Below are 20,588 nucleotides of genomic sequence, written 5' to 3'. Positions count from 1 at the left end.
GCTGCCGGAGCCAGGGTTATGCATCAACAATAGAAAAAGCGAAGTTCAGAGGAATGTTTCCTCTGGATTCTTCGCTTTTTTTAACACTTTCTTTACGGGCTGGCGGCTGTGGTTCCCTCGGCTGCAGTGGTGGATTCTCCTTTGCCGGTTTCAGCCCCGCCTTCCGATACGGTCAGGAATTCGGTGGCAACATAAGCTTCGGTTCCTTCAAACATGATGACCGTCCACTTGTCATCATAGGTTTTTACATAGTCCACGATTGTACCGGAAGCAAGACTTCCAAGCTTGGCTCCGGTGGTGGAAGGTTCGGAACGGACATTAAGTTTGCTCTTGGTAGTGTAAATCTTAGGCGCTTCTGTCTCCGGCTCTTGAGACGTAGTAGGTATTTCCGCACTTGTTGGAGCTTCAGTAGTGACCTCTGCAGAGGTAGCAGGTACGGTGGGATCCTTCTTTGAATCTTTTCCAGGAATCAGCTTCACAATGATCAGGACAAGCACCAGAAGGACCAGGAAAATAAGGGCCGGCTTCAGCAGCCCATAGGCGTCAAAGCCGTTCTTTTTGGAGCGCCGCCTGCTTCTGCTGTGGGAAGCAGGCCTTTGGCCGTTTCTGGAGACATTCCTCTGGGGCGGTCTTTGTCCAGGCCGTTGCCCAGGCCGCTGGCCTTCCGGTCTTGCCCCGTTATTTCTTGTTCCGCCGGCATGTTCCTGAGTTCTTAACGGCGCAGACCTTGCCCCGGTGCTTCTTATATTCCCTGTCCCATGGGATTCATTCCTTAAAGCATTGCTTCTCTGGGGATGATTCCTGGATGCAGGGGATACGGTCCTTGCGTCTGCTGGCCGCTTATGAATGGGGGTGTTCCCCTGGCTTCCTCTATTTGCAGAGTTTACAAAGGCATTGACTTCCTGAGACAGAAGCTGAACGGCTTCATTGGCATCATAAGGGCTGTCATCGCCTTCGTGAACTGCTTTATTTCCCAGTACCCGGATCCTGTGATAGTGGTCTTTGGCAGACTGGGAAATAAAGCGCCCTTCAAATAACTGGTCGATGCTGTCAGCCAGGTCGCCCTCCACAATCAAAGCCCTCTCTCCAAGATAATTTACCATATATTCCAGGGTCTGCCGGGCTTTGATCATAGCCATGTTATACTGCTTCTGGCTCATGAGCCTATCCGTTTCCCTTAGACCCTGCTGGATTCTGATCAAGAAACTGTTGTCTGTAGTTCCCATTTATTTCCTCCTTTGCAAAGACGGTTATATTCCAATATACAGATATTATACTAGATTATTGTAAATTGCGCACCTGTTATTTTGTCGATTTTTGATTTGTAAGAGAAAAGTAAAAAGTATGCGTTCCGTAATAAGATAAAAGGAAAATTCCATATCAATTAGCAGCGTAACATGACTGTGGCGAATGTCCTGTATGCGTATTGGATTTTATTGATAACTTAATATTGATAGTTAGTGAGCCGATATCCCTTTCAGGGAATATTATATGAGGAGAAAAAAATGGGATATTATACAGTTGTGTTGATGTGCGTAGTTGGACTTCTGGCATATCACGAAATTATTACATTGAAAAGAGTGATCCGAAACCAAGAGGAACGTCTAAGCCAATTAGAAAAATTGATGAAAAGCGACAGCCATTGCCAGGCCCAAGTCGCTTCTGCTCTCGCTGCCGGTGGCCATCATAATCAAGATCTGTGATTAATCATCAAAACTGATATTGAAACTTAAGTAGGATGGAGGAACGTAAGTATGTTTAATATTTTTGATAGAGTAAAAGTATTTGATGGTTCTATGAAATCAGTGGATGGATTGTGTTTGGCTAACAGTATAACACATCCGGTATATGGTCGTGGTTACGTGGTTTCGGGATATACAAAGTTTGTTCCAGAGAAACACATACATAGTTCAGTTTACAAACAGGGGTATAAGCAGGTAGAATTATATAAGAAGCTTCCAAAGCTTTTGCCTAATTCAAAACAAATAATTTCAGATTTGATTAACGTAGACAATGCCTCTGTTTTGATAAAGCAGACCTGTAAGTTATTGGTGGCTGGAATAGATGAAAATACTGTCATTAATGTAATTAAAGGATTGATAAGAATTGAGAACGTTAGTGATAAAGAGTTTTTACGAATAGCATCTATTTCTAAAATAATAACGGATTCTAGACACGACTTACTACTAAACGAATATTCTCAGTTAATTAATGAAAGTAGGGATATTAATGTATATACTGATAGGTGGCGGGTTGATAGATCTCTTGAACTGGGGGTATATCCACCTAAAGTGCTACATTTATTATCATTAGATGAAGAGACATTATCTGTAGAAATGTTTGATTCAATTACTTGGCTAATCAAATTACTTGGTGACGTTGATGTAAAGTTTAATGAAGAAATGGGTCTAGTTAATTATTTTGATTCTCTAGTTGCTGCAGTTTCTAAATTAAATGTAAACTATCTAAAAAGTTTGTTTGGAGTTTGCGATGATAACTTGTAGTTAGCTTATATTAATTAAAGCAGAGATAGTGTGTGATGAGTTTTTTAATCTCCTGTCTAGCGAAGGAGAAAAACTTTCCGGGTTTTATGAGTGGGAATTATATTGTATAAACTGATATTTAATGGAAAACAGATTAAAAGGTGCCATTGCTTTTAAGAAAAAAGCACTCCAAAAGTTATGGAGTGCAAAATGAAATGAGTCAATGGGGGATCTATATGTATTGAACTCTGCCAACATTAAAATACCAATTAGGTATAACGTCTTTTTTAGCCGGAACCGCTTTGTAACCTGCTTTTACCATGGCTTCCATGAAGCATTGTGAAGTAATTTGTTGCCCCATATCAGCCCCTGTTATGCGGTTGAAGCGCGCTATCAGACCATAAGCAGTCTGTTGATAATTAATGCTTGGAATCATCTTATAGTTAAAAATGATGTGATCAATCAGAATATCCTGATCAGGAAGAGATAAGTCTGAAAAATGATTAGCCTTTATCATGGAACGTCTCCTTTCGTCTATACTTAGTTCTGGTTTGAGCCTACAAATAAATTATATGAGAAATGTAAAAAGATATGTCAAAATTATAAAAAACTGCCACACGGCCCCTAATGTGGAATGCAATGCAGGCTTATCCATATACAATGTCCAGATCGGAGGCTTCAGGATCCGCTTACTCCAAATCAGGATGGAGGCTTTCAGGATCCGGGATTGGGGTATAGGGCCCCCAAGGAATTTGTAAGATATTATTAATAGTATACTCATAAGTTGGAACATATAATTATACTGGCAGGTACAAACTGCTGGCAATCGTGTATAGGATGGTAGGCCTCGATTCTACATAGAATGGAGGTGTTGCTCATGAAGTATTTTGACTTTAAGGACTTAATGTCTTTTGGCATGTTCTTTCTGGCACTGCTGACATTCGTCTTAATGACGTGTCGCTAAATACAAAAAGCCTTCCCTGTACTTTGGCCGGTTGGGAAGGTTTTTGCTTTTCTAATTAGCCAACCACCCTGTGGCGATTGCCTTTTTTATTATATTATACCTACTGTTAAAATATTACAAGTACAGAAATCTTTTATAAAAAATAAGGGTAATTATCAGTCTTTCCTTCCATAGATCTTAATACCTCTTCCCTTAATTCTTCCAATGTTTTATCCTGTATTGTCATAACAATACTGCGCCCCTAAAAGATTTATTAACAAAAATACAATATACAAATTAATTTCTTTGACACAAGCCCTGTTCCATGGCGTTGCAGGGATAGTGCAGGGAAGAAGGAGCCAATGGCGCAATTATCCAATGGTATGCTGTATTTTGGTAATTTTATATTGATCGTTTGGAAAAACCGCTGTATTCTATATCTATAATTTTAATAAAGGGGGTTTATTTATGAAGATTGAAACATGCACAAAGGAAACGTTTGCTGTCATTGGAAAAGAAGGTGCTACAAATGACGGAGAAGGGTTTATTCAAAAGCTTTGGGATGATGCCAACTCGCATTTTAATGAAATCGCACATTTGGCGAAAAGGGATGACAAAGGGAATCTTTTAGGAATTTGGGGTGCCATGTCCGATTTTTCCCGCTTATTTAACCCATGGGATCACTTCTCCCAAGGATTATATCTTGCCGGAGTTGAGTGCTCCGATGACGCGGAAGCACCGTATGGATGGACTAAATGGTTGGTTCCTGGTTATGAATATATTTATGTTGAGAATGAAAATAACAATACGTTTCCTGATGTTATTAAGTATCTGGAAGAAAACAATATTTCTCTTGCGGGCGCAGTAAATGATTTTATTTGTCCGGAAACAGGGAAAAATTATATGTTTTTCCCTGTTCGCAGACTGTAAGCAGAACCAGCTTATCAAACCGGATTTCGTGGAGGCAGATGTGGCTAAATTATAAAGCGTTGCCTCATATGAAAGAGCTGCTGATATACGTACATGATAATTTTGAAATTATCATCTTGGAAGGAATTCAGGCTGCTGATTGGTATGAGTCATAAATATTAATAATTTTGACAGGAGAATAGTGATGAGTATAAATATAAGCAAAGCGGCGGCCCTGTTCCATGGCTGGGATGAAGCATTAATTTGGTCCTGTCTGCAGGGACATATGGGAAATATGCTATTAGATCATGATGAAAATCCTGCTTCGGCAGTTATAGATATCGGCGACTTTTGCTTTTTCGCAGGCGAACCAAATTCTGAGCTGCTGGCTGCAGTGGGCGGTTCAAAGCTGCTGATCCCGAAAGACCAGCCTTGGGAGAAGCTGATAGAGGATTTTTATGGCGGCAAGGTGAATAAGACTTTTCGGTATGCAATAAAAAAAGAGCCGGATGTATTTGAGGATGAAAAGCTGAGGGCTTATATTGATGCACTGGATCAGAATTATGATCTAAGGCTATTTGACCAGGAAATTTATGAAATGGCACAAAAGGAAGCGTGGTCTGCAGATTTATGTTCTCAGTTTAAGAGCTTTCCGGATTACCAGAACAGAGCTATTGGTGCCGCAATTTTACATGAAGGCAAGCTTGTGGCAGGGGCATCTCCTTATGCCGTATATGATGGTGGTATTGAGATAGAGATAGATACAAAGCCTGATTATAGGGGCAAAGGCCTTGCAACTGTATGTGGGGCAAAGCTGATTTTAGAGTGTCTGGAAAGGAATATCTATCCCAGTTGGGATGCTCATGATTTACGCTCTGTAGCTTTAGCGGAAAAACTGGGATATCATCTGGACCGTCCATATGTAACATACGAACTGGCAGAAAAGTAAGAGATGAGCTTTAGGGGAAGTAAAAATGAATATAAAAAGAAAACTACTACCTATTTAACACCAAGGCAGTAGTTTTTTTGCAAATAATTCCCCGGAAAGGAGAGGTGCCGGCAGGATTGGAGGAATTCTGCCGGCAATATGAGAAAAATTTTATTTAAAAGGATATTACCAGTAACAAGTATTAATATAACGGAAGGTTATGTAGAAAAGTTGTGGAAGATGTGAATAATTTGTGAAGGAGAATGCTGCTGATTTATCACCTTGGCCAAGCCAGGCTCTATTGTGAAAAGGTAAAAGTGACATTACAGTAGGCCTTATTTAATCAGTATGCAGCCATAAAAAAATAAAAGGGCAAACTTGCGTACTCAGCACCATGTATGGTACAATCGTTCAGGCAGGAAACGTTTCATTAAGATGAATTTATTTGGAGGAATTATAATATGAGGTTACGTCATATACCTGGCTCGGAGGAGGAAATTGCTGGCAGCCCATATGTTGTTCACAGCCCTTTTGAGAAAAAAGGCTGCTGGAAGGAAGTGTTTGGCAATGAAAATCCCATAGAAATAGAAGTTGGCATGGGAAAGGGCCGTTTTATTATGGAACTGGCAGCCATTCATCCGGAAATCAATTATGTGGGCATAGAGAGGTATCCCAGCGTTCTTTTGCGGGGCTTGCAGAAGCGGGCTCTTCTGGAGCTTGATAATATATTTTTTATGTGTGTGGATGCAAAAAACTTAGCTGATATATTTGCTCCGGGGGAGGTTCAGAAGGTATATTTAAACTTTTCAGATCCATGGCCCAAGGATCGACATGCAAAGCGCAGACTCACATCAGAGGATTTTATGGCGGTTTATGACCAGATCCTGACCACTGACGGTACTGTGGAATTTAAAACCGACAATAAAGACCTGTTTGAATACTCCCTGGAATCCATCCCAAGAGCCGGATGGCTGGTTAAGGAATTTACCTATGACCTCCACCACAGCCAGATGGGCGAAGGGAATGTAATGACAGAGTATGAAGAGAAGTTTTCTTCCCAGGGAAACCCTATTTATAAGTTGATCGCTGAAAGAAAGTAATTTTTTTAATAACCGGCATTGGTTTCTATAACCGTAATGCCGGTTTTGCATATAATAAAACAAAAGCAGATGCGGGAGCGGCAGCTATGGGAATGAAAGACAAGGTCACAAGCAAGCTTCTACAGGCGACCAGCGATAAAACGGAATTAAATAAGAAAATGCTGACCTGGAACAAATCTTTTGTAGAAGTGAACAAAACTCTGGGGGGAAATGTACAAAAAAATAAGAAAAATAAATAAATTCGAAAAAGATGTAAATTATTTGTAAAAAAGGTGTTGACTTTTGCTGGATACGGTTATATAATTACACACGTGCTTGAGACGAAAGCACAGTGTTGAAAAACGAAAGACAAGCGCCTTTAGCTCAGTTGGTAGAGCAGTAGACTCTTAATCTATTTGTCCGGGGTTCGAGCCCCCGAAGGCGCATTCAAAAGTTCCGGTTTTGCAGACAGAGAGCTGCGGGGTTGGGGCTTTTACTTTGTCCGGAATTATGTAAAATTGCAAAAATATGTTTTGTTTCAATGGAATAGTCGGAAAAGCGGATACCTGTAGGGTGTTCGCTTTTTTGTTATTAAAAAATTCACAAAACGGGTGCGGATTTAGAATGGACAGAAGAATTAATAGAAATGGGTGTTGATCAACTTTCGGCTGTTGCAGTGTCGGAATAGTGTCATAAGGGCTAGACAGTATGTTATAACAGAATAGAATAAAAGAAAAGTGTCATTTGTTATAAAATAAATGACAAATTTAAATGATTTTTATGAAAAATATATAATAAACGAGTATGATGAAAGCGTGGAGATGAATCAGGCAATCTGAAAAGAGAATCTTAAAATTTTGCGGCAGACGAATCCTGCGCAGAGGGAGGTGAGAGAGATGGATAGAAAAGTTCTTCTGGCTTCTCATGGAAGACTGGCAGAAGGAATGGCAGATTCCCTCCAGTATATTATTGGAAAATTGGATAATGTGGACACAATGTGTGCCTATACAAATCCGGACTTTAACTTAGAAGAGGAGGTGAAGACGTTATTTAGAAGAAAGGAAGCAGAAAACTTTGAACTGATTGTATTTACTGATATTTATGGGGGGAGTGTGAACAACGAATTTATGAAGTTTCTTAGGAATGAAACCTTCTGTCTGGTATCAAATATGAATTTTGCCACGATTGTGGAGATTCTGCTGCACCAAGGGGAAATAAGCGCAGAATTCATCCGGTCCGTTGTTGACAAGCAAAGCAGCAGGCCGGTTTTCTGCAATGAGCTCTGGGAGATTGGAATCCAAGAAGATAGCTTGTAATGGCCGTGTCTGGTGTCTCCTGAAAAAACATTAGGCAGGAAGGGGGGGAATTATGATTAAATTAGCACGCATTGATCATCGTCTCGTACATGGACAGGTGGCCTTTGCATGGACCGGACACCTGAATATAACAAGGATCATTGTAATTGATGATGCTTCCGCCGGTGATGAACTGAAAAAAATGACAATTAACATGGCAAAGCCCGTGGGAGTTAAATTAAATATTTTTTCTATATCTGAGGCCATTGAAAGAATGCCCAAAATACTGGATTTGAAAGATTCCGTTATGATGGTTTTCGGGACGGTTCATGATGCAGCCGAAGTATTAAGCGGCCATCCGGTTGTAAAGGAATTAAATTTAGGCGGTATCATGAAGAAAGAAAAATCAGTGCAATACGGCTCTGCGGTATATCTGGATGAGACAGAAAAATCAGAGCTTAAAAAGCTGCAGGATAAAGGGATCAAGCTGTTTGTCCAGCAGGTCCCAAACGACCCGGTAAAAAATATTACGTTATAGGAGGAGAAGGGGATGTTACAGGCAATTTTGGTTGGTTTAGTGGCAGTTTTTATGATTCTGGATTCCAGGCTGTTAGGCCGGATGAATTTTGAGCAGCCGCTGATCACATGTACCCTGGTAGGCCTGGTCATGGGGAATGTTCAGGCGGGCCTGGCCGTAGGCGTAACCATGGAAATGATAACTTTAGGACTAATGAACGTAGGGGCATCGGGCGGCATGTCAATGGGAATGAATTTGGGATCCATTATTAGCTGTGCGTATGTCATAAAATCAGGGGTAAATGTAGAGATGGCACTTGCAATTGCCACCCCGATCGCGGTAATTACAGAGTTTCTTTTGACTCTATGGGGGATTATCGAAGTCTTTATGATCCATTTGTGTGATAAATACGTGGATGAGGGGAAGTTTGCCGCAGCCAGGCGGATGCATATAGTCTGGGGGCCTGTGGGATATTCGCTGGTTAATTTTATTCCTGCTTTTATAGCTGTTTATGCTGGTGGAGATGTAATTTCCCGGATTATTGAAAAAATACCTGGAGTAATATTATCCGGTTTTTCATTAGGGGCAAACATAATGGCTTTTTATGGATTTGCATTGCTGCTTTCCATTATGGTAACCAAAAAAACCGTTGTATTTTTTCTCATTGGCTTCATGGCTGTCGCTTATTCAGGCATAGGTTTAATTGCTGTTTCTATAATGGGTGCCTTGCTTGCTGTGGTTTTGTATTTATTAAAGTATGACCACAATGTTCAGGCTGAGGTTGCAGATGAACTGGATTGAGGGGAGAGAACAGTATGGACAATATGGATTCGTATAAGATCGATGAAAAGAGGAAAAAAGGGTGGTTTAAACATTTCTTCTTCGGGGCAATGGCGATGCAGGCACTTTGGAATGTTGAGCGCCAGATGAACACAGGATTTATGTATGGTATTTCAAAGACATTGGATGATATTTACCCATCGCCGGATGAAGTGGAAAGTAAAAAAACAGCATACCGCAGGAGTTTGCAGTTTTTTAACTGTACGCCCCAGCTGACTTCGTTTATCCTCGGTATGAGTGCTGCAGTAGAGGAAGAAGCGGCAAAAAACAAAGAAGGTATCAGCTCGGATATGATTGCAGGGATAAAAACTGCGCTGATGGGACCATTTTCCGGCGTGGGTGATTCATTCTTCCAGGGAATCGTACGGGTAATCGCATTTGGTATCGGCCTTGCTCTTGCAAAACAAGGAAGTATTTTAGGGCCTGTTATTGCTATGCTGATATCCATTGGGGTATCAGTGCCGATTACCTATTACGGAGGCAAATTGGGATATTTAAATGGAAAAAGAATATTGGTGGATTTAGAGAAAAACAATGTTATGGAGAAGATGATGTATCCGCTTAATGTTCTGGGACTGGTTGTCATAGGCGGGATGTCGGCAAGCCTGATTAATCTGACCACTCCCCTGGCTTATGGTGAAATTCTGCAGCTTCAGAGCATTCTTGACAGTATTATGCCTAAGATGATTCCGTTGGTTTTTACAGGATTTATGTATTGGAGAATAAAAAAAGGTGCAAAACCAATGCGTATGCTGCTCATTTGCCTGCTGCTGGGAGTGATATTCCAATATTTTGGAATATTCAGCGTGTTATAGTATTTGAATTTTAATAATTAACTAAAGGAGAGAACGATATGATAAAAGTAGAAGAAATAATCCGGGAAATTCTGGAAGCAAAAAGGGAGATTTACAACATCAGCTTTGTTGGCTGCGGCGGTTCCTTAGTTGGATTTTATCCGGCTTATTATTATGTGACCAAAGAGGCAAAAAAAATAGCGGCGTATTATATTTCATCCAATGAATTCGTCCATGATATGCCCAAAAGCGTGGGAGTAAATTCTATTGTCGTAGTGGCAACGCGCAGAGGCAATACTCCGGAAACGGTTGAGGCGGCAAGGCTTGCAAAAGAAGCCGGGGCATCTGTAATTGGTTTGGCTTTTGTAGAAGAATCAGAATTAAATACAGCCGTGGATTACTTAATTAAGTTTTATGATGTAGATCCGGATCCATTTGAAACGGGAAAAGGAGAACTTGGATTGAGAATTGCTGTAGAATTGCTTCATCAGTCGGAACAGTGTACCAATTACGACCAGATGATAGGCGGGTTTACAGCTGTAAACGGTTTGATCGCAGAAGCCAAAAAAAGAGCGGTCCCCCAAGCGATTAAATTTAGCCTGGACTGTAAGAATGACACGGTTATTTATACGATGGGCAGCGGAACGGCCTGGGGTTCGGCACATCAGGAATCTATCTGTATTTTTATGGAGATGCAATGGATTAATTCTTCGGTAATACATACGGGAGAATTTTTCCACGGGCCCTTTGAAATTACTGATCCAGACACTGCTTTTTTGCTGTTTAAGTCCACAGGGAAGACCAGAGAATTGGATGACAGAGTAATTAAATTCCTGGATCAATATAACAATCACACGATCATCTTGGATGCGAAAGAGTATGGAGTGGATCAGTTGGGGGAGGTATCTGAGTATTTTGATGCATTGTTCTATAATGCGATCATAGGTGTATATAACGATTTGCTTGCTGACATTCGGAATCACCCTTTAGATAAAAGAAAATATATGTGGAAATATAATTATTAATTTAAAAGTGAGTGCGAAGGGGCTGCCGATGCAAAAACATGGCAGCCCTGTTTGCCTTTCGTTATGTAACAAATCTCATGTTAGGCCTATAATAGAAAAGCATATGGGATTATTGTTGAGTTGCATTGATTTTATAATAACGGAGGTAGAAATGAACCCGACTGAAAAACAGATTTATAATTATCTTCAAAGCCTGATGCCTAAATTTTCAGAAGAAAATCTGGAATTATTCACTGCGAAGCATATCAGCGATTATTTACATATCAGCAGAAATTCTGCCAGCCAGTATTTAAATCGTTTTTTTCAAAGCGGAATCACTGTGAAGATAAATTCCCGACCAGTTTACTTTTTAGACAAATCGTACTTGGAAAAAAGCTATGGGGTCAGATTGAGCGATACGGAGTTTCTCAGCTTTGGAGAATTCATTCTAAATCTTAAGGAAAGCGGCCAGGGGGCAGAAACTTTTGAAAACGCAATCGGGAGCCGGTCTTATTTGGGCCATGTGATCCGGCAGATTAAGGCAGCACTTAATTATCCAGAAAGAGGACTGCCGATACTTGTATATGGAGAAACAGGAACAGGGAAAAGCTATCTTTTGTGGCTCGCATATAAATATGCATTGGATCAGGGCCTTATATCAGCTATGGGTAAAAATATAGTATTTCACTGCGCAGAATATGCTGGGAACAAGGAACGGGCTGCATTGGCCCTATTTGACGGAGGGGACAGCAGCTATCTGGCTATGGCAAGCGAAGGGGTTTTGGTCTTTGACGATATCGACAGACTTGATACAGAAGTTGTAGATAGACTTCTTCCCTTTATGGATATGGGTAAGTATCAGAGTGCTGATGGAAAATGGCATGAGTCAAATGTAAGGCTGTTGTTTATTACGAAGCAGGATCCTTCCGCATGTGTGATGAAAAGCCTTATAAGGAGGATCCCTGTTGTGGTATCAATGCCCAGGTTATGCGAAAGAACTATTGCAGAAAAAGAACAGTTTATCATATGTTTCTTAAAGAATGAGATTAAGAGAAACAGACGGCCGATTTTTATTTCAAGTAAAGCTTTTGATGCGCTTTTGAATTATACCTATCCGGAAAATTTAAATGGGATGAGCAAACAGATTCAACTGGCCTGTGCCTCTGCCGCTGCATCGGCAAACAAGGGGGAGCCATGCATCATTTATCTCTATCATTTACCGGATGCGATCATTGGTTCTGTACAGGTAAATAAGCAGTATGAGGATAATGAATCCGTTCTGATTGACGTCTTGAATTATAAGAACAAGGATGATTCTCATAAAATACTGGACTATTATAATGCTGTTACCGATTTATATGAGGACTGCAGCAATGGCAAAATTGATTTGAATAATTTCTGGATGAAAGCGGCAGAAGAAGCAAAGAGGTATTGTGAATACCTTATTTCCGAGAGAACCTATGAAAACAAAACAATTAAGGGGATTGAAACTATTGTAAATCAAATTATAGAACAGTTCCGTGAGGAATATGCCATATATATTCCTGCTAATATTGAGCGTATGCTGTCAAGAGAAGTGTATGTCAGAAGTGTACTGGGCCAGGCTGTAATAGCCTGGGATGAGAGACATGGCTGTCAGGTACAGCAAATACTTGATAGTGTCCTGGAAGAATATGAAAGACAGAAAAAAATATCAATCGTCATCAGCCAGAGAATAAATCAGGAACTTGAAATTGAAATAGGTAAAATCAGTATCTTATTTTTGCTGCTTCAGATCAGCTCATTCAATAAAAAGGTTACGGATAAACAAATGAGAGGCATCATCATATGCCACGGATATGCAACGGCAAAAAGCATAGCGGATACGGTAAACCGGACCCTGGGAAGAACTGTTTTTATGGCGTTTGACATGCCCTTTGATACAAGCGTCAATGAATTGAGTTTACGATTGGAAAATTACATGAAGCAGTTAATTGATTGTGAACATTTGGTTATATTAGTGGATTGTGGTTCAGTGGAGGAAATTGACAGTCTGATGAAGTTTGACAAAATGGATATTGGAATATTGGATAATGTATCCACGAAATTGGCCATGGAGGTTGGAAGAAGAATTTTAGATGGACAGGATATTGAAACGATTGCAAAAGAATCTTGTGACAGAATCCATAGTGAATACCGGCTGATTTTGAAAGAAAACAGACGGGAGGCCATTGCTTTTTTCAGTGAAAATGGAATCAATGTATCAAAGCGTTTTTCTAAGCTTTTTGCTAACAGTCTGGAGAAAAAGATTGAAATAGAATTAATACCATTGGACTGCGAATATGCCGATGATAAAATTTTAAAAGAACAGCTTATAAAAAATAATGAAGTGCTTATGTGTATTGGTACTATGAATCCGGAAATACCGGATGTTCCATTTTTGGCCATGCAGGATATTATTTCCTTTAAGCATATCCAGAAAGTACACACCATTCTAAATCCGTATTTAACAGCAGAAGAATTGGAGTTGTTTGATAAAAAGCTTTTGCAAAATTTTTCTCTGCAAAATGTTATCAGTAATTTAACGATACTGAATCCGGAACGGGTCATTAATATTGTGGGGGAGGGGCTGGAAAACCTGCAGGCAAATCTGGGAGTGAAATTTAAGGCGAAAACCATTATCGGATTAAATATACACCTATGCTGCTTACTGGAACGTCTGGTACTGAATCAGCCGATTGAAAATTACCGGGGAATTGATGTGTTTGAAAAAGAAGAAAAGGAATTCATACATTATGTTCAAAAAAGCTTTATCAGCGTAAAGGAATATTTTAGGGTGGAAATTCCAATTGCGGAAATCGCTTATATACATGACTTCTATATAAATGACAAAAATATGTGAATGTTAAATCCGGGAGGTTTCTACTATGGCTAAATCGAAATTAAAAAGGAGATGAGTAATGAACAAGTATTTTGCGAATAAAGGCTTTTATAGAAATGTCGGCAATGTAATGATTCCAATTGCGATACAGTCCTTTATCAATAGTTTAAGCGGATTAATCGATATTATAATGGCTTCAAGATTTCATGCAGTAAGCGCAGTGAGCACTGCATTGCAAATAGATGCGTTAGTACAAGGGATTGCGTTTGGTATAGCAGCCGGGATCAATATCTTTGTAGTCCAATATTATGGAGCTAAAGACTTCAAAAATATGAAAAAAAGTTTTGGCTTGAGTATGACTGCTGTTTCTTTTAATGCTCTGTTTTGGCTTGGTTTATCCTTGGGGATGAATACAAATTTGCTGAAGTTATTTATTGATAATGAAAGCGTTGTTGCTATGGCATATGATTATTTGAAATTTTCTTGTTTTGCTTTTATTTGTTCATCGGTCACGATGTCATTTAATTTTGCTTATCATAGTGTTCAAAAAGCATATATTCCTCTTATAATTAGCATTTTTGTGGTCGCTTCACATGTTGCTTTGAACTACTTTTTGATGATTTTCTTAAACCTGGGAGTCAGAGGTGCTGGAATTAGTATGCTTTTAACACAAGTGCTGAATGTATCGTCATATGCCATATATTCGTTTGCAACTCATCAGCCTTTTGTCGGACCATTGCCGGAAATGTTTTCCTTTGACCTGACGTTTGTAAAAAAGGTATTCAAAAGGGTGACCCCATTGGTGATTAATGAAACTTTTTTTGGTTTGGGTAACAGTTTATTTATTGTAGCCTATGGTTCGCTGGGAAAAGTTGTAATGGATTCGTATTACATAGGAAATCAGATTGTAAATGTTTTTTTTACAGTGGTCAATGCTATGAGTGATGCCGCCACATCAATGATTGGTTATGAATTAGGAAAGCATAACTATGAAGAAGCTGAAAACGAAGTAAATTACTTTTTAGGGATCGCTTTTATATTAGCTGTTGCAGTCATAGGCACTATTATGATGTTCGCTCCTAATATTGTTCAGCTGTTCCATGTGGAGTCAGAAAAAGCTTTCAATTTATCTGTTGATATTATTCGTGTCCTTTCGGTAAAAATTGCTTTTCGATTGTTTAATGTGATTGTTTTTGCATCCTTGAGAGCAGGTGGAGATTCTAAGTATCTAACTCTCCTGGACTCCAGTATTTTATGGGGTGTTGGATTATCATTAACGTACTTCATGATCTATCTGCTAGGAGTAAAAGATATAGTATTAGTCATTCTGTTAGGACAATCAGAACAGCTTGTACGTCTTTTTCTGGGAATTAAGCGTGTCAAATCCAAAAAATGGATTCGAAAGCTGGTGTAATAAATCAAGTAAGTTTAAAGTTATTTCTTTAATTTTCTCTGATAGAAAGAGGTGGCAGGAAAGCAGATGGCACCGCCTCAATAGCCCTCCAAACCAGTGAGTTTGGAGGGCGTTTTGTTCTTACCATGACGGAGCTGGAGGTACTTACAGGCTTATTGAAATGATTCCTTGACAAAGCATAAATAATTGTTATAATGTAAAAATAAAAATAAATTTCAATTTCAGATTTAGGAGCTGAGTATGGCTGAAAGAGGCAGATACAGAACAAAACAACAGGAAATCATTTTAGATTGCCTGAAAAAGCAAAAATCACGATTCCTTACGGTGGATCAGTTTATGGACTGTCTTAGAAAGGAAGGCGTGCAGGTCGGGCAGACAACGGTATACCGGGTCCTGGAACGTCTGGCCGAAGACGGGGAAATTATGAAGCTTCCCATGGAGGACGGCTCCAAGATACGGTATTGCTATGCTGACAAGGACGAATTGAACAAGCCGGGGAAATTAGTATGTATGCGGTGCGGCCGTTTCATCCCTCTTGAGTGTTCCAAAATGGCTGATTTTTTAGATCATATCTATGAGGAGCATGGTTTTGAAATGGATAACCAGCACACGGTCTTGTATGGCTATTGCGGGTGCAAAAAAAAGACAAACTCCGGGGAGTAAGGTGAGTTCTTATCTTTTTATCCGGCCGGACTTTATTTGTGCACGGTTTCATTAGTCAGCTTAAAAATCCGATTCGATGATTGAATCCTTTTTTTATGTCATTTATCCTATTGTCCATTAGACAGAGGATCCATCATTAAAAACACAAATTGGAGGATCATTTTATGAAAAAAAAATTAAGTACTACGTTGGGTGCACTGGCTGTGACGGCGTTTGTTTCGATTGCTATGCTTTCAGGCTGCTCCGGGACTGCATCCGGAACGGGAGAAGAAAATTCTGGAGGAAGAAAAGTGAAAGTTATGACCAGTTTTTATCCCATGTATGATTTTGCAGTCAAGATCGGGGGTGACAAGGCTGAAGTGTCCGAAATGGTTCCTCCCGGCACAGAACCTCACGACTGGGAACCGGCAGCAGCTGATCTAAAAAATATGGAGGAAGCGGATGTATTCGTCTACAGCGGTGCGGGAATGGAGCATTGGGTTGATGATATGCTGGCCAGCCTGGAAAATAAAAAACTGGTGTCTGTAGAGGCATCCCTGGGAATCACCCTGCGGGAAGGCCGTGAGGAAGAGGAGCAGGAAGAGGCAGAGGAAGACGGCCATGACCACGGTCCGTATGACCCCCATGTGTGGCTCAGCCCCATGAATGCAAAGAAGGAAATGGAAAATATCAAAAATGCTTTTATAAAAGCGGATCCGGATAATCAGGATTACTATGAATCCAACTATCATCTTTATGCGGCCAAGTTTGAGGAACTGGACCAGGAATTTAAAGATACACTGTCCGCCCTGCCAAACAAGGATATTGTAGTATCCCATGAGGCTTTTGGTTATCTTTGTGATGCTTACAGCTTAAATCAGATGGGGATCGAAGGGCTGTCTCCGGATTCTGAGCCAGATCCGGCAAGAATGGCGGAAATCATAGATTTTGTCAAGGCCAATCATGTGAAGGCTATTTTTTTTGAAGAGCTGGTAAGCCCGAAAGTTGCGGAAACCATTGCAAAGGAAACGGGAGCGGCAACCCGGGTTATAAATCCCCTGGAGGGCTTAAGCGATGAGCAGCTGAAAGGCGGCGCCGATTACTTCTCCGTGATGAGAGATAACTTAAAGCAGCTGGAAGCAGCACTGAAATAAAACAGACAGGAGGATTGAAGATGGATGCCATTGCAGTCAAGGAACTGGACTTCTCCTATGGAAGCACCCAGGTACTGAATCGTATTAATTTTACCGTTGCCGGGGGTAAGTTTGCCGTCCTGCTTGGGCAGAACGGAGCAGGAAAAAGCACACTGTTAAAACTCCTGCTGGGAGAACTTGCCCTTACCGGAGCAGACGGAAGTATCCAACTGTTAGGGAGGGATATCCGGCAGTTCAAAAGCTGGCAGGAGATCAGTTATGTCCCTCAAAGCGGAATGGCATCCTTTCAAAACTTTCCGGCCTCTGTGGAGGAAATTGTCCAGGCAAATTTATACGCCCGGATCGGGCGGTTCCGTTTTGCCGGGAAAAAAGAAAAAGAGATGGTCAAGGAGGCACTCGTACAGGTTGGGATGGAAAACTTTGCGAAACGGCTGATCAGCCGGCTGTCCGGCGGGCAGCAACAGAGAATCCTCTTGGCAAGAGCGCTGGTTAACCGGCCTCAGCTTTTGATTATGGATGAACCTACCACCGGTATGGACGAACAAAGTACGGAAGATTTCTACCGGCTCTTAAGAAAGATCAATCTGGAGCAGGGCGTAACCGTACTGATGGTCACTCATGACCGGAAACGGCTGGAACCATTCGCTGACCATATCTGGCTCCTGGAGGACGGAACCATGAAACAGATTCAGACAGGTCAGGAGGAAAATGGCAATGGAGATATTTAATTATGCGTTCATGCAGCGGGCCTTTATCGTGGGGATCCTGCTGGCAGCGGTCATTCCGTGTATCGGGATTGTGATTGTGTTCAAACGTATGTCCATGATTGGAGATGCGTTATCCCATACTTCCCTTGCCGGAGTTGCGGCAGGACTGGTCTTTGGAATGAATCCGGTTGCCGCAGCTGCGGCCGCCTGCGTGATTGCCTCTTTTGGGATCGAGTGGATTCGCAGGAAGCTGCCGAAGTTTTCGGAGATGTCAATTTCCATCATAATGTCTGCAGGAATTGGTCTGGCAGGCGTTTTATCAGGGTTTGTAAAGAATGCGGCCAACTTCAACAGCTTCTTATTCGGCAGTATTGTGGCAATCAGTGATACAGAACTGTACCTTGTGGTGGGGGTCAGTGTTATGGTGCTGCTTTTGTTCCTGCTGATGTACAAAGAATTATTTTACGTGTCACTGGATGAGCAGAGTGCCAGGCTGGCAGGAGTACCGGTCCGGACTGTGAATTTTATTTTCACAATTTTAATTGCAGTGACAGTTTCCGTGGCTGCCAGGACGGTGGGAGCACTGATTGTATCATCCATGATGGTGGTACCCGTGGCCTGTGCCATGCAGTTCGGAAAAAATTACCGCCAGACGCTTCTCTATGCGGTGGCTCTGGATGTCATATTTATGATCATCGGGCTGTTTGCCGCCTACTACTTAAGATTAAAACCTGGAGGTACCATTGTACTGGTAGGAGTGATTTTTTTGATCCTGGTATTTGCAGGAAAAAAGCTTTACCTGAAAAAAGAATAAGAATCATGGAAATCGTTCATTTCATTTATCCTGTTTTTCCCTTATACTAGAAGATAGTAACATCATTTATGAAATATATCACGGAAGAGGGAGAACGAGATGCCAAAGGAACAGTATTTTGAAAACCGGAACAATTTTATTGCCCTTGAGGACAAGGCCTGGGTCTCAGCGTTCTGTCAAAGGATCTGGCCGGAGGAAGTGAGCCATATCCTGCGCATTGCAGATGATGCGGCTGAGCATACATTTTTATTTGATCTGCGGTGGGATATGGAACGGACCTATGTGCCGGTTCATTTTGACGGGGAAGTGGCCTGGGATTACATGCCGGGAGATGATCCGGAATTTATCTTTCAGTTCAACCGCCACCAGTTTTTTATATGCCTGGGACAGGCATATGCCATAACCGGAGATGAAAAATATGCAAAGACTTTTGCAGAGCTGTTGGATTCCTGGATAAAAAACAACCCTCTGACAGAAGAGACCAAACAGACCACCTGGAGGAGCATTGAGGCTGGGATACGGGCTGAAACCTGGGTAAAGGCCATGGGCTATTTTAAGGACAGCCCCTCCGTGAGGGACCAGCTTGTAAAGGCATATATGGATTGTCTCACCGTTCATGGGGAATACTTGATGACGACCTACAAGCATTTTCAGATTAAGAGCAACTGGGGAGTCATAGAGAACCGGGGGCTGATGGAGATCGCTCTGGCCCTTCCCGTCTGTGACAGGACAAGAGAGTATCTGGATGCAGCGCTTATGCGCCTTAATGAAGAAATAGAGGTGCAGGTGACCGACGACGGCGTCCATTGGGAGCAATCTCCCATGTATCATAATGAAGTATTCCACTGCTATCTGGAAGTGATGCGTCTGGCCAGACGCTACGGCATTAAGCTTCCGGGGAAAATGAAAGAAAAAGTAAAGCAGATGGCTTATGCTAATATTGTATGGAAAAAGCCCAATCACTGCCAGCCCATGCAGGGAGACAGCGATGAAACCGATCTCAGGGATTTACTGGCTCAAAGCGCCTGGCTTTTTTCAGACCCGGTTCTGAAGTTCTGCGCCTATGAAAATATGGATTATGACGGAGCCTGGGACTTTCTAAAAGAGGGGATTGAGGGCTATGGAAAGCTGGAATCAAAGGAGCCGGACTTTTTAGACAAGGTTATGGAAAGCACCGGTAATCTTTATGTCCGATCCGGCTGGGATGAAAATGCAGATTATTTTCACTTCCGATGCGGATTTCTGGGTGGAGGCCACGGTCATTCTGACAAACTTCATGTGGATCTTGTGATTGGCGGAGAAGACATACTTATGGATACGGGGCGTTATCATTATGTGCCCGGAGAAGCGAGGACCTGGTTGAAAAGTGCCCTGGGCCACAACGTTCCCCTGGTAGACGGAAGTGACTACTTAACCTGCCGTGATGCCTGGGGGGTGGATCACATGTCCGCAGCGTATTTTGGAGATTATAGGAAAAAAGACGGATACCGGTATATCCAGGGTAGCCACGGCGGATATTTAAATGGAAAAAAGGGAAACGTATGGATTACCAGAAAAGTGCTGGTAATTGATACGGATCTTTATCTGATCGCCGATGAGTTTTTTTCCGGTGAAAAGCATACGTACCAGCAGCTTTTCCATTTTAATAACTTAGGGAAGGTCTCCTATTCCGGGTCTACGGTGCGCTATTCCGGCATAAATGTTGACGGAGAGTTGACGGTTCTCACGGAAGGGTGTGAGATGAATCTGTCAGAGGGGCGGATTTCCAGAAATTACAACCAGATAGAAACAGGAAAACAGCTTCTGGCAGGAAAGGAAACCGAAGGCTTTGCCTCTATGATTACCGTTGTATCAGGTGGTGATAAAAGGAACTACATAGCCCCGGAACTTTCTCTCCTTCCTGTATTCGGTACAGATCCAACCAATCCGGTCAATCCTTCTGAGGCAGAAGCAGTCTCCATTGTGTGGAAGGGAAAGAACTATGTGGTCATACTGGCCCACAGGGATATCGGTGATTCCTGTGACCTGCTTACTGCAGGAGGGGTGAAGGGCCTTGGAACAGTCATTGTCTTTGATACGGAGATACAAAAAGTGGGAGGTACGGTCCTTCACTGGTAAAGAGACTGAACGAAAAGAAAGAAAGCAGCGTTTGCCCCAGGGGAAAACGCTGCTTTTTGCATAACATTGATTATAAATGATGTGTGA

20 protein-coding genes and 1 tRNA gene are annotated in these 20,588 nt (G+C 41.6%); 19 read left to right on the top strand and 2 right to left on the bottom strand.

From position 1 onward, the window contains the following. Nucleotides 1-92 precede the first annotated feature (92 nt). Nucleotides 93-1,226, bottom strand: coding sequence for an SH3 domain-containing protein (locus CLOSA_RS21030; RefSeq protein WP_013274745.1), 1,134 nt, complete (start codon nucleotides 1,224-1,226; stop codon nucleotides 93-95). 279 nt (nucleotides 1,227-1,505) lie between these two features. Here CLOSA_RS21030 and CLOSA_RS22000 point away from each other — a divergent pair, with 279 nt between their 5' ends. Beyond that, nucleotides 1,506-1,703 (top strand): hypothetical protein, encoded by a 198-nt coding sequence (locus CLOSA_RS22000; protein WP_013274744.1) that lies wholly within the window; start codon nucleotides 1,506-1,508, stop codon nucleotides 1,701-1,703. 51 nt (nucleotides 1,704-1,754) lie between these two features. Continuing rightward, complete coding sequence (locus CLOSA_RS21020) at nucleotides 1,755-2,504, top strand: hypothetical protein (protein ID WP_013274743.1); 750 nt, start codon at nucleotides 1,755-1,757, stop codon at nucleotides 2,502-2,504. A 211-nt stretch (nucleotides 2,505-2,715) separates the two neighbouring features. Here CLOSA_RS21020 and CLOSA_RS21015 read toward each other — a convergent pair whose 3' ends face one another. Then, nucleotides 2,716-3,000, bottom strand: coding sequence for a hypothetical protein (locus tag CLOSA_RS21015; RefSeq protein WP_013274742.1), 285 nt, complete (start codon nucleotides 2,998-3,000; stop codon nucleotides 2,716-2,718). Between the two features lie 894 nt (nucleotides 3,001-3,894). Here CLOSA_RS21015 and CLOSA_RS21005 point away from each other — a divergent pair. The 17 genes from CLOSA_RS21005 to CLOSA_RS20930 all read left to right on the top strand — a co-directional run bounded on the left by CLOSA_RS21005 (nucleotide 3,895) and on the right by CLOSA_RS20930 (nucleotide 20,501). After that, the gene (locus tag CLOSA_RS21005) at nucleotides 3,895-4,356 is read left to right on the top strand and encodes a GyrI-like domain-containing protein (RefSeq protein ID WP_013274741.1); all 462 of its coding nucleotides are present in this window, start codon (nucleotides 3,895-3,897) and stop codon (nucleotides 4,354-4,356) included. Between the two features lie 184 nt (nucleotides 4,357-4,540). Further along, complete coding sequence (locus tag CLOSA_RS21000; protein WP_013274740.1) at nucleotides 4,541-5,284, top strand: GNAT family N-acetyltransferase; 744 nt, start codon at nucleotides 4,541-4,543, stop codon at nucleotides 5,282-5,284. Between the two features lie 440 nt (nucleotides 5,285-5,724). Next, entirely contained in the window at nucleotides 5,725-6,363 is a 639-nt protein-coding gene (gene trmB / locus CLOSA_RS20995) for a tRNA (guanosine(46)-N7)-methyltransferase TrmB (protein WP_013274739.1), read from the top strand. A gap of 86 nt (nucleotides 6,364-6,449) precedes the next feature. Next, nucleotides 6,450-6,602, top strand: coding sequence for a hypothetical protein (locus CLOSA_RS23030; RefSeq protein ID WP_013274738.1), 153 nt, complete (start codon nucleotides 6,450-6,452; stop codon nucleotides 6,600-6,602). Nucleotides 6,603-6,715: 113 nt separating this feature from the next. Continuing rightward, nucleotides 6,716-6,788 (top strand) — tRNA-Lys (locus CLOSA_RS20990). A 450-nt stretch (nucleotides 6,789-7,238) separates the two neighbouring features. Continuing rightward, nucleotides 7,239-7,658, top strand: a complete 420-nt coding sequence (locus tag CLOSA_RS20985) for a PTS sugar transporter subunit IIA (RefSeq protein ID WP_013274737.1) — start codon at nucleotides 7,239-7,241, stop codon at nucleotides 7,656-7,658. 52 nt (nucleotides 7,659-7,710) lie between these two features. Continuing rightward, nucleotides 7,711-8,175, top strand: coding sequence for a PTS sugar transporter subunit IIB (locus tag CLOSA_RS20980; protein ID WP_013274736.1), 465 nt, complete (start codon nucleotides 7,711-7,713; stop codon nucleotides 8,173-8,175). Nucleotides 8,176-8,187: 12 nt separating this feature from the next. Next, entirely contained in the window at nucleotides 8,188-8,955 is a 768-nt protein-coding gene (locus CLOSA_RS20975) for a PTS sugar transporter subunit IIC (protein ID WP_013274735.1), read from the top strand. Between the two features lie 14 nt (nucleotides 8,956-8,969). Next, nucleotides 8,970-9,809 carry a PTS system mannose/fructose/sorbose family transporter subunit IID gene (locus tag CLOSA_RS20970; protein ID WP_013274734.1) on the top strand — a complete coding sequence of 280 codons (840 nt, stop codon included), beginning with the start codon at nucleotides 8,970-8,972 and terminating at the stop codon, nucleotides 9,807-9,809. A 38-nt stretch (nucleotides 9,810-9,847) separates the two neighbouring features. Beyond that, on the top strand, nucleotides 9,848-10,813 hold the full coding sequence (locus CLOSA_RS20965; protein ID WP_013274733.1) for an SIS domain-containing protein: 966 nt from the start codon (nucleotides 9,848-9,850) through the stop codon (nucleotides 10,811-10,813). Between the two features lie 151 nt (nucleotides 10,814-10,964). Beyond that, a complete protein-coding gene (locus tag CLOSA_RS20960; protein ID WP_013274732.1) occupies nucleotides 10,965-13,673 on the top strand; it encodes a PRD domain-containing protein in 2,709 nt (902 codons plus the stop codon). 58 nt (nucleotides 13,674-13,731) lie between these two features. After that, entirely contained in the window at nucleotides 13,732-15,066 is a 1,335-nt protein-coding gene (locus CLOSA_RS20955) for an MATE family efflux transporter (protein ID WP_013274731.1), read from the top strand. 240 nt (nucleotides 15,067-15,306) lie between these two features. Then, nucleotides 15,307-15,729, top strand: a complete 423-nt coding sequence (locus tag CLOSA_RS20950) for a Fur family transcriptional regulator (RefSeq protein ID WP_013274730.1) — start codon at nucleotides 15,307-15,309, stop codon at nucleotides 15,727-15,729. 164 nt (nucleotides 15,730-15,893) lie between these two features. Beyond that, nucleotides 15,894-16,862 (top strand): metal ABC transporter substrate-binding protein, encoded by a 969-nt coding sequence (locus tag CLOSA_RS20945; RefSeq protein WP_013274729.1) that lies wholly within the window; start codon nucleotides 15,894-15,896, stop codon nucleotides 16,860-16,862. A 20-nt stretch (nucleotides 16,863-16,882) separates the two neighbouring features. Next, nucleotides 16,883-17,590, top strand: coding sequence for a metal ABC transporter ATP-binding protein (locus CLOSA_RS20940; protein WP_013274728.1), 708 nt, complete (start codon nucleotides 16,883-16,885; stop codon nucleotides 17,588-17,590). Continuing rightward, nucleotides 17,577-18,383 (top strand): metal ABC transporter permease, encoded by an 807-nt coding sequence (locus CLOSA_RS20935; RefSeq protein ID WP_013274727.1) that lies wholly within the window; start codon nucleotides 17,577-17,579, stop codon nucleotides 18,381-18,383. Before CLOSA_RS20940 ends, CLOSA_RS20935 begins: the two co-directional genes overlap by 14 nt. A gap of 99 nt (nucleotides 18,384-18,482) precedes the next feature. Continuing rightward, nucleotides 18,483-20,501, top strand: a complete 2,019-nt coding sequence (locus CLOSA_RS20930; RefSeq protein WP_013274726.1) for an alginate lyase family protein — start codon at nucleotides 18,483-18,485, stop codon at nucleotides 20,499-20,501. Nucleotides 20,502-20,588: the final 87 nt, after the last annotated feature.

Source organism: [Clostridium] saccharolyticum WM1, from assembly GCF_000144625.1.
GTDB classification, from domain to species: domain Bacteria; phylum Bacillota; class Clostridia; order Lachnospirales; family Lachnospiraceae; genus Lacrimispora; species Lacrimispora saccharolytica.
The sequence above is the reverse complement of the archived record's forward strand: the minus strand, read 5'-3'. Positions and strand labels throughout refer to the sequence as shown.

What these genes read in the sequence shown, in the direction of transcription:
- CLOSA_RS21030 (WP_013274745.1), bottom strand. Translation starts at nt 1,226, where the DNA reads ATGGGAACTACAGACAACAGTTTCTTGATCAGAATCCAGCAGGGTCTA.
- CLOSA_RS22000 (WP_013274744.1), top strand. Translation starts at nt 1,506, where the DNA reads ATGGGATATTATACAGTTGTGTTGATGTGCGTAGTTGGACTTCTGGCA.
- CLOSA_RS21020 (WP_013274743.1), top strand. Translation starts at nt 1,755, where the DNA reads ATGTTTAATATTTTTGATAGAGTAAAAGTATTTGATGGTTCTATGAAA.
- CLOSA_RS21015 (WP_013274742.1), bottom strand. Translation starts at nt 3,000, where the DNA reads ATGATAAAGGCTAATCATTTTTCAGACTTATCTCTTCCTGATCAGGAT.
- CLOSA_RS21005 (WP_013274741.1), top strand. Translation starts at nt 3,895, where the DNA reads ATGAAGATTGAAACATGCACAAAGGAAACGTTTGCTGTCATTGGAAAA.
- CLOSA_RS21000 (WP_013274740.1), top strand. Translation starts at nt 4,541, where the DNA reads ATGAGTATAAATATAAGCAAAGCGGCGGCCCTGTTCCATGGCTGGGAT.
- trmB (WP_013274739.1), top strand. Translation starts at nt 5,725, where the DNA reads ATGAGGTTACGTCATATACCTGGCTCGGAGGAGGAAATTGCTGGCAGC.
- CLOSA_RS23030 (WP_013274738.1), top strand. Translation starts at nt 6,450, where the DNA reads ATGGGAATGAAAGACAAGGTCACAAGCAAGCTTCTACAGGCGACCAGC.
- CLOSA_RS20985 (WP_013274737.1), top strand. Translation starts at nt 7,239, where the DNA reads ATGGATAGAAAAGTTCTTCTGGCTTCTCATGGAAGACTGGCAGAAGGA.
- CLOSA_RS20980 (WP_013274736.1), top strand. Translation starts at nt 7,711, where the DNA reads ATGATTAAATTAGCACGCATTGATCATCGTCTCGTACATGGACAGGTG.
- CLOSA_RS20975 (WP_013274735.1), top strand. Translation starts at nt 8,188, where the DNA reads ATGTTACAGGCAATTTTGGTTGGTTTAGTGGCAGTTTTTATGATTCTG.
- CLOSA_RS20970 (WP_013274734.1), top strand. Translation starts at nt 8,970, where the DNA reads ATGGACAATATGGATTCGTATAAGATCGATGAAAAGAGGAAAAAAGGG.
- CLOSA_RS20965 (WP_013274733.1), top strand. Translation starts at nt 9,848, where the DNA reads ATGATAAAAGTAGAAGAAATAATCCGGGAAATTCTGGAAGCAAAAAGG.
- CLOSA_RS20960 (WP_013274732.1), top strand. Translation starts at nt 10,965, where the DNA reads ATGAACCCGACTGAAAAACAGATTTATAATTATCTTCAAAGCCTGATG.
- CLOSA_RS20955 (WP_013274731.1), top strand. Translation starts at nt 13,732, where the DNA reads ATGAACAAGTATTTTGCGAATAAAGGCTTTTATAGAAATGTCGGCAAT.
- CLOSA_RS20950 (WP_013274730.1), top strand. Translation starts at nt 15,307, where the DNA reads ATGGCTGAAAGAGGCAGATACAGAACAAAACAACAGGAAATCATTTTA.
- CLOSA_RS20945 (WP_013274729.1), top strand. Translation starts at nt 15,894, where the DNA reads ATGAAAAAAAAATTAAGTACTACGTTGGGTGCACTGGCTGTGACGGCG.
- CLOSA_RS20940 (WP_013274728.1), top strand. Translation starts at nt 16,883, where the DNA reads ATGGATGCCATTGCAGTCAAGGAACTGGACTTCTCCTATGGAAGCACC.
- CLOSA_RS20935 (WP_013274727.1), top strand. Translation starts at nt 17,577, where the DNA reads ATGGAGATATTTAATTATGCGTTCATGCAGCGGGCCTTTATCGTGGGG.
- CLOSA_RS20930 (WP_013274726.1), top strand. Translation starts at nt 18,483, where the DNA reads ATGCCAAAGGAACAGTATTTTGAAAACCGGAACAATTTTATTGCCCTT.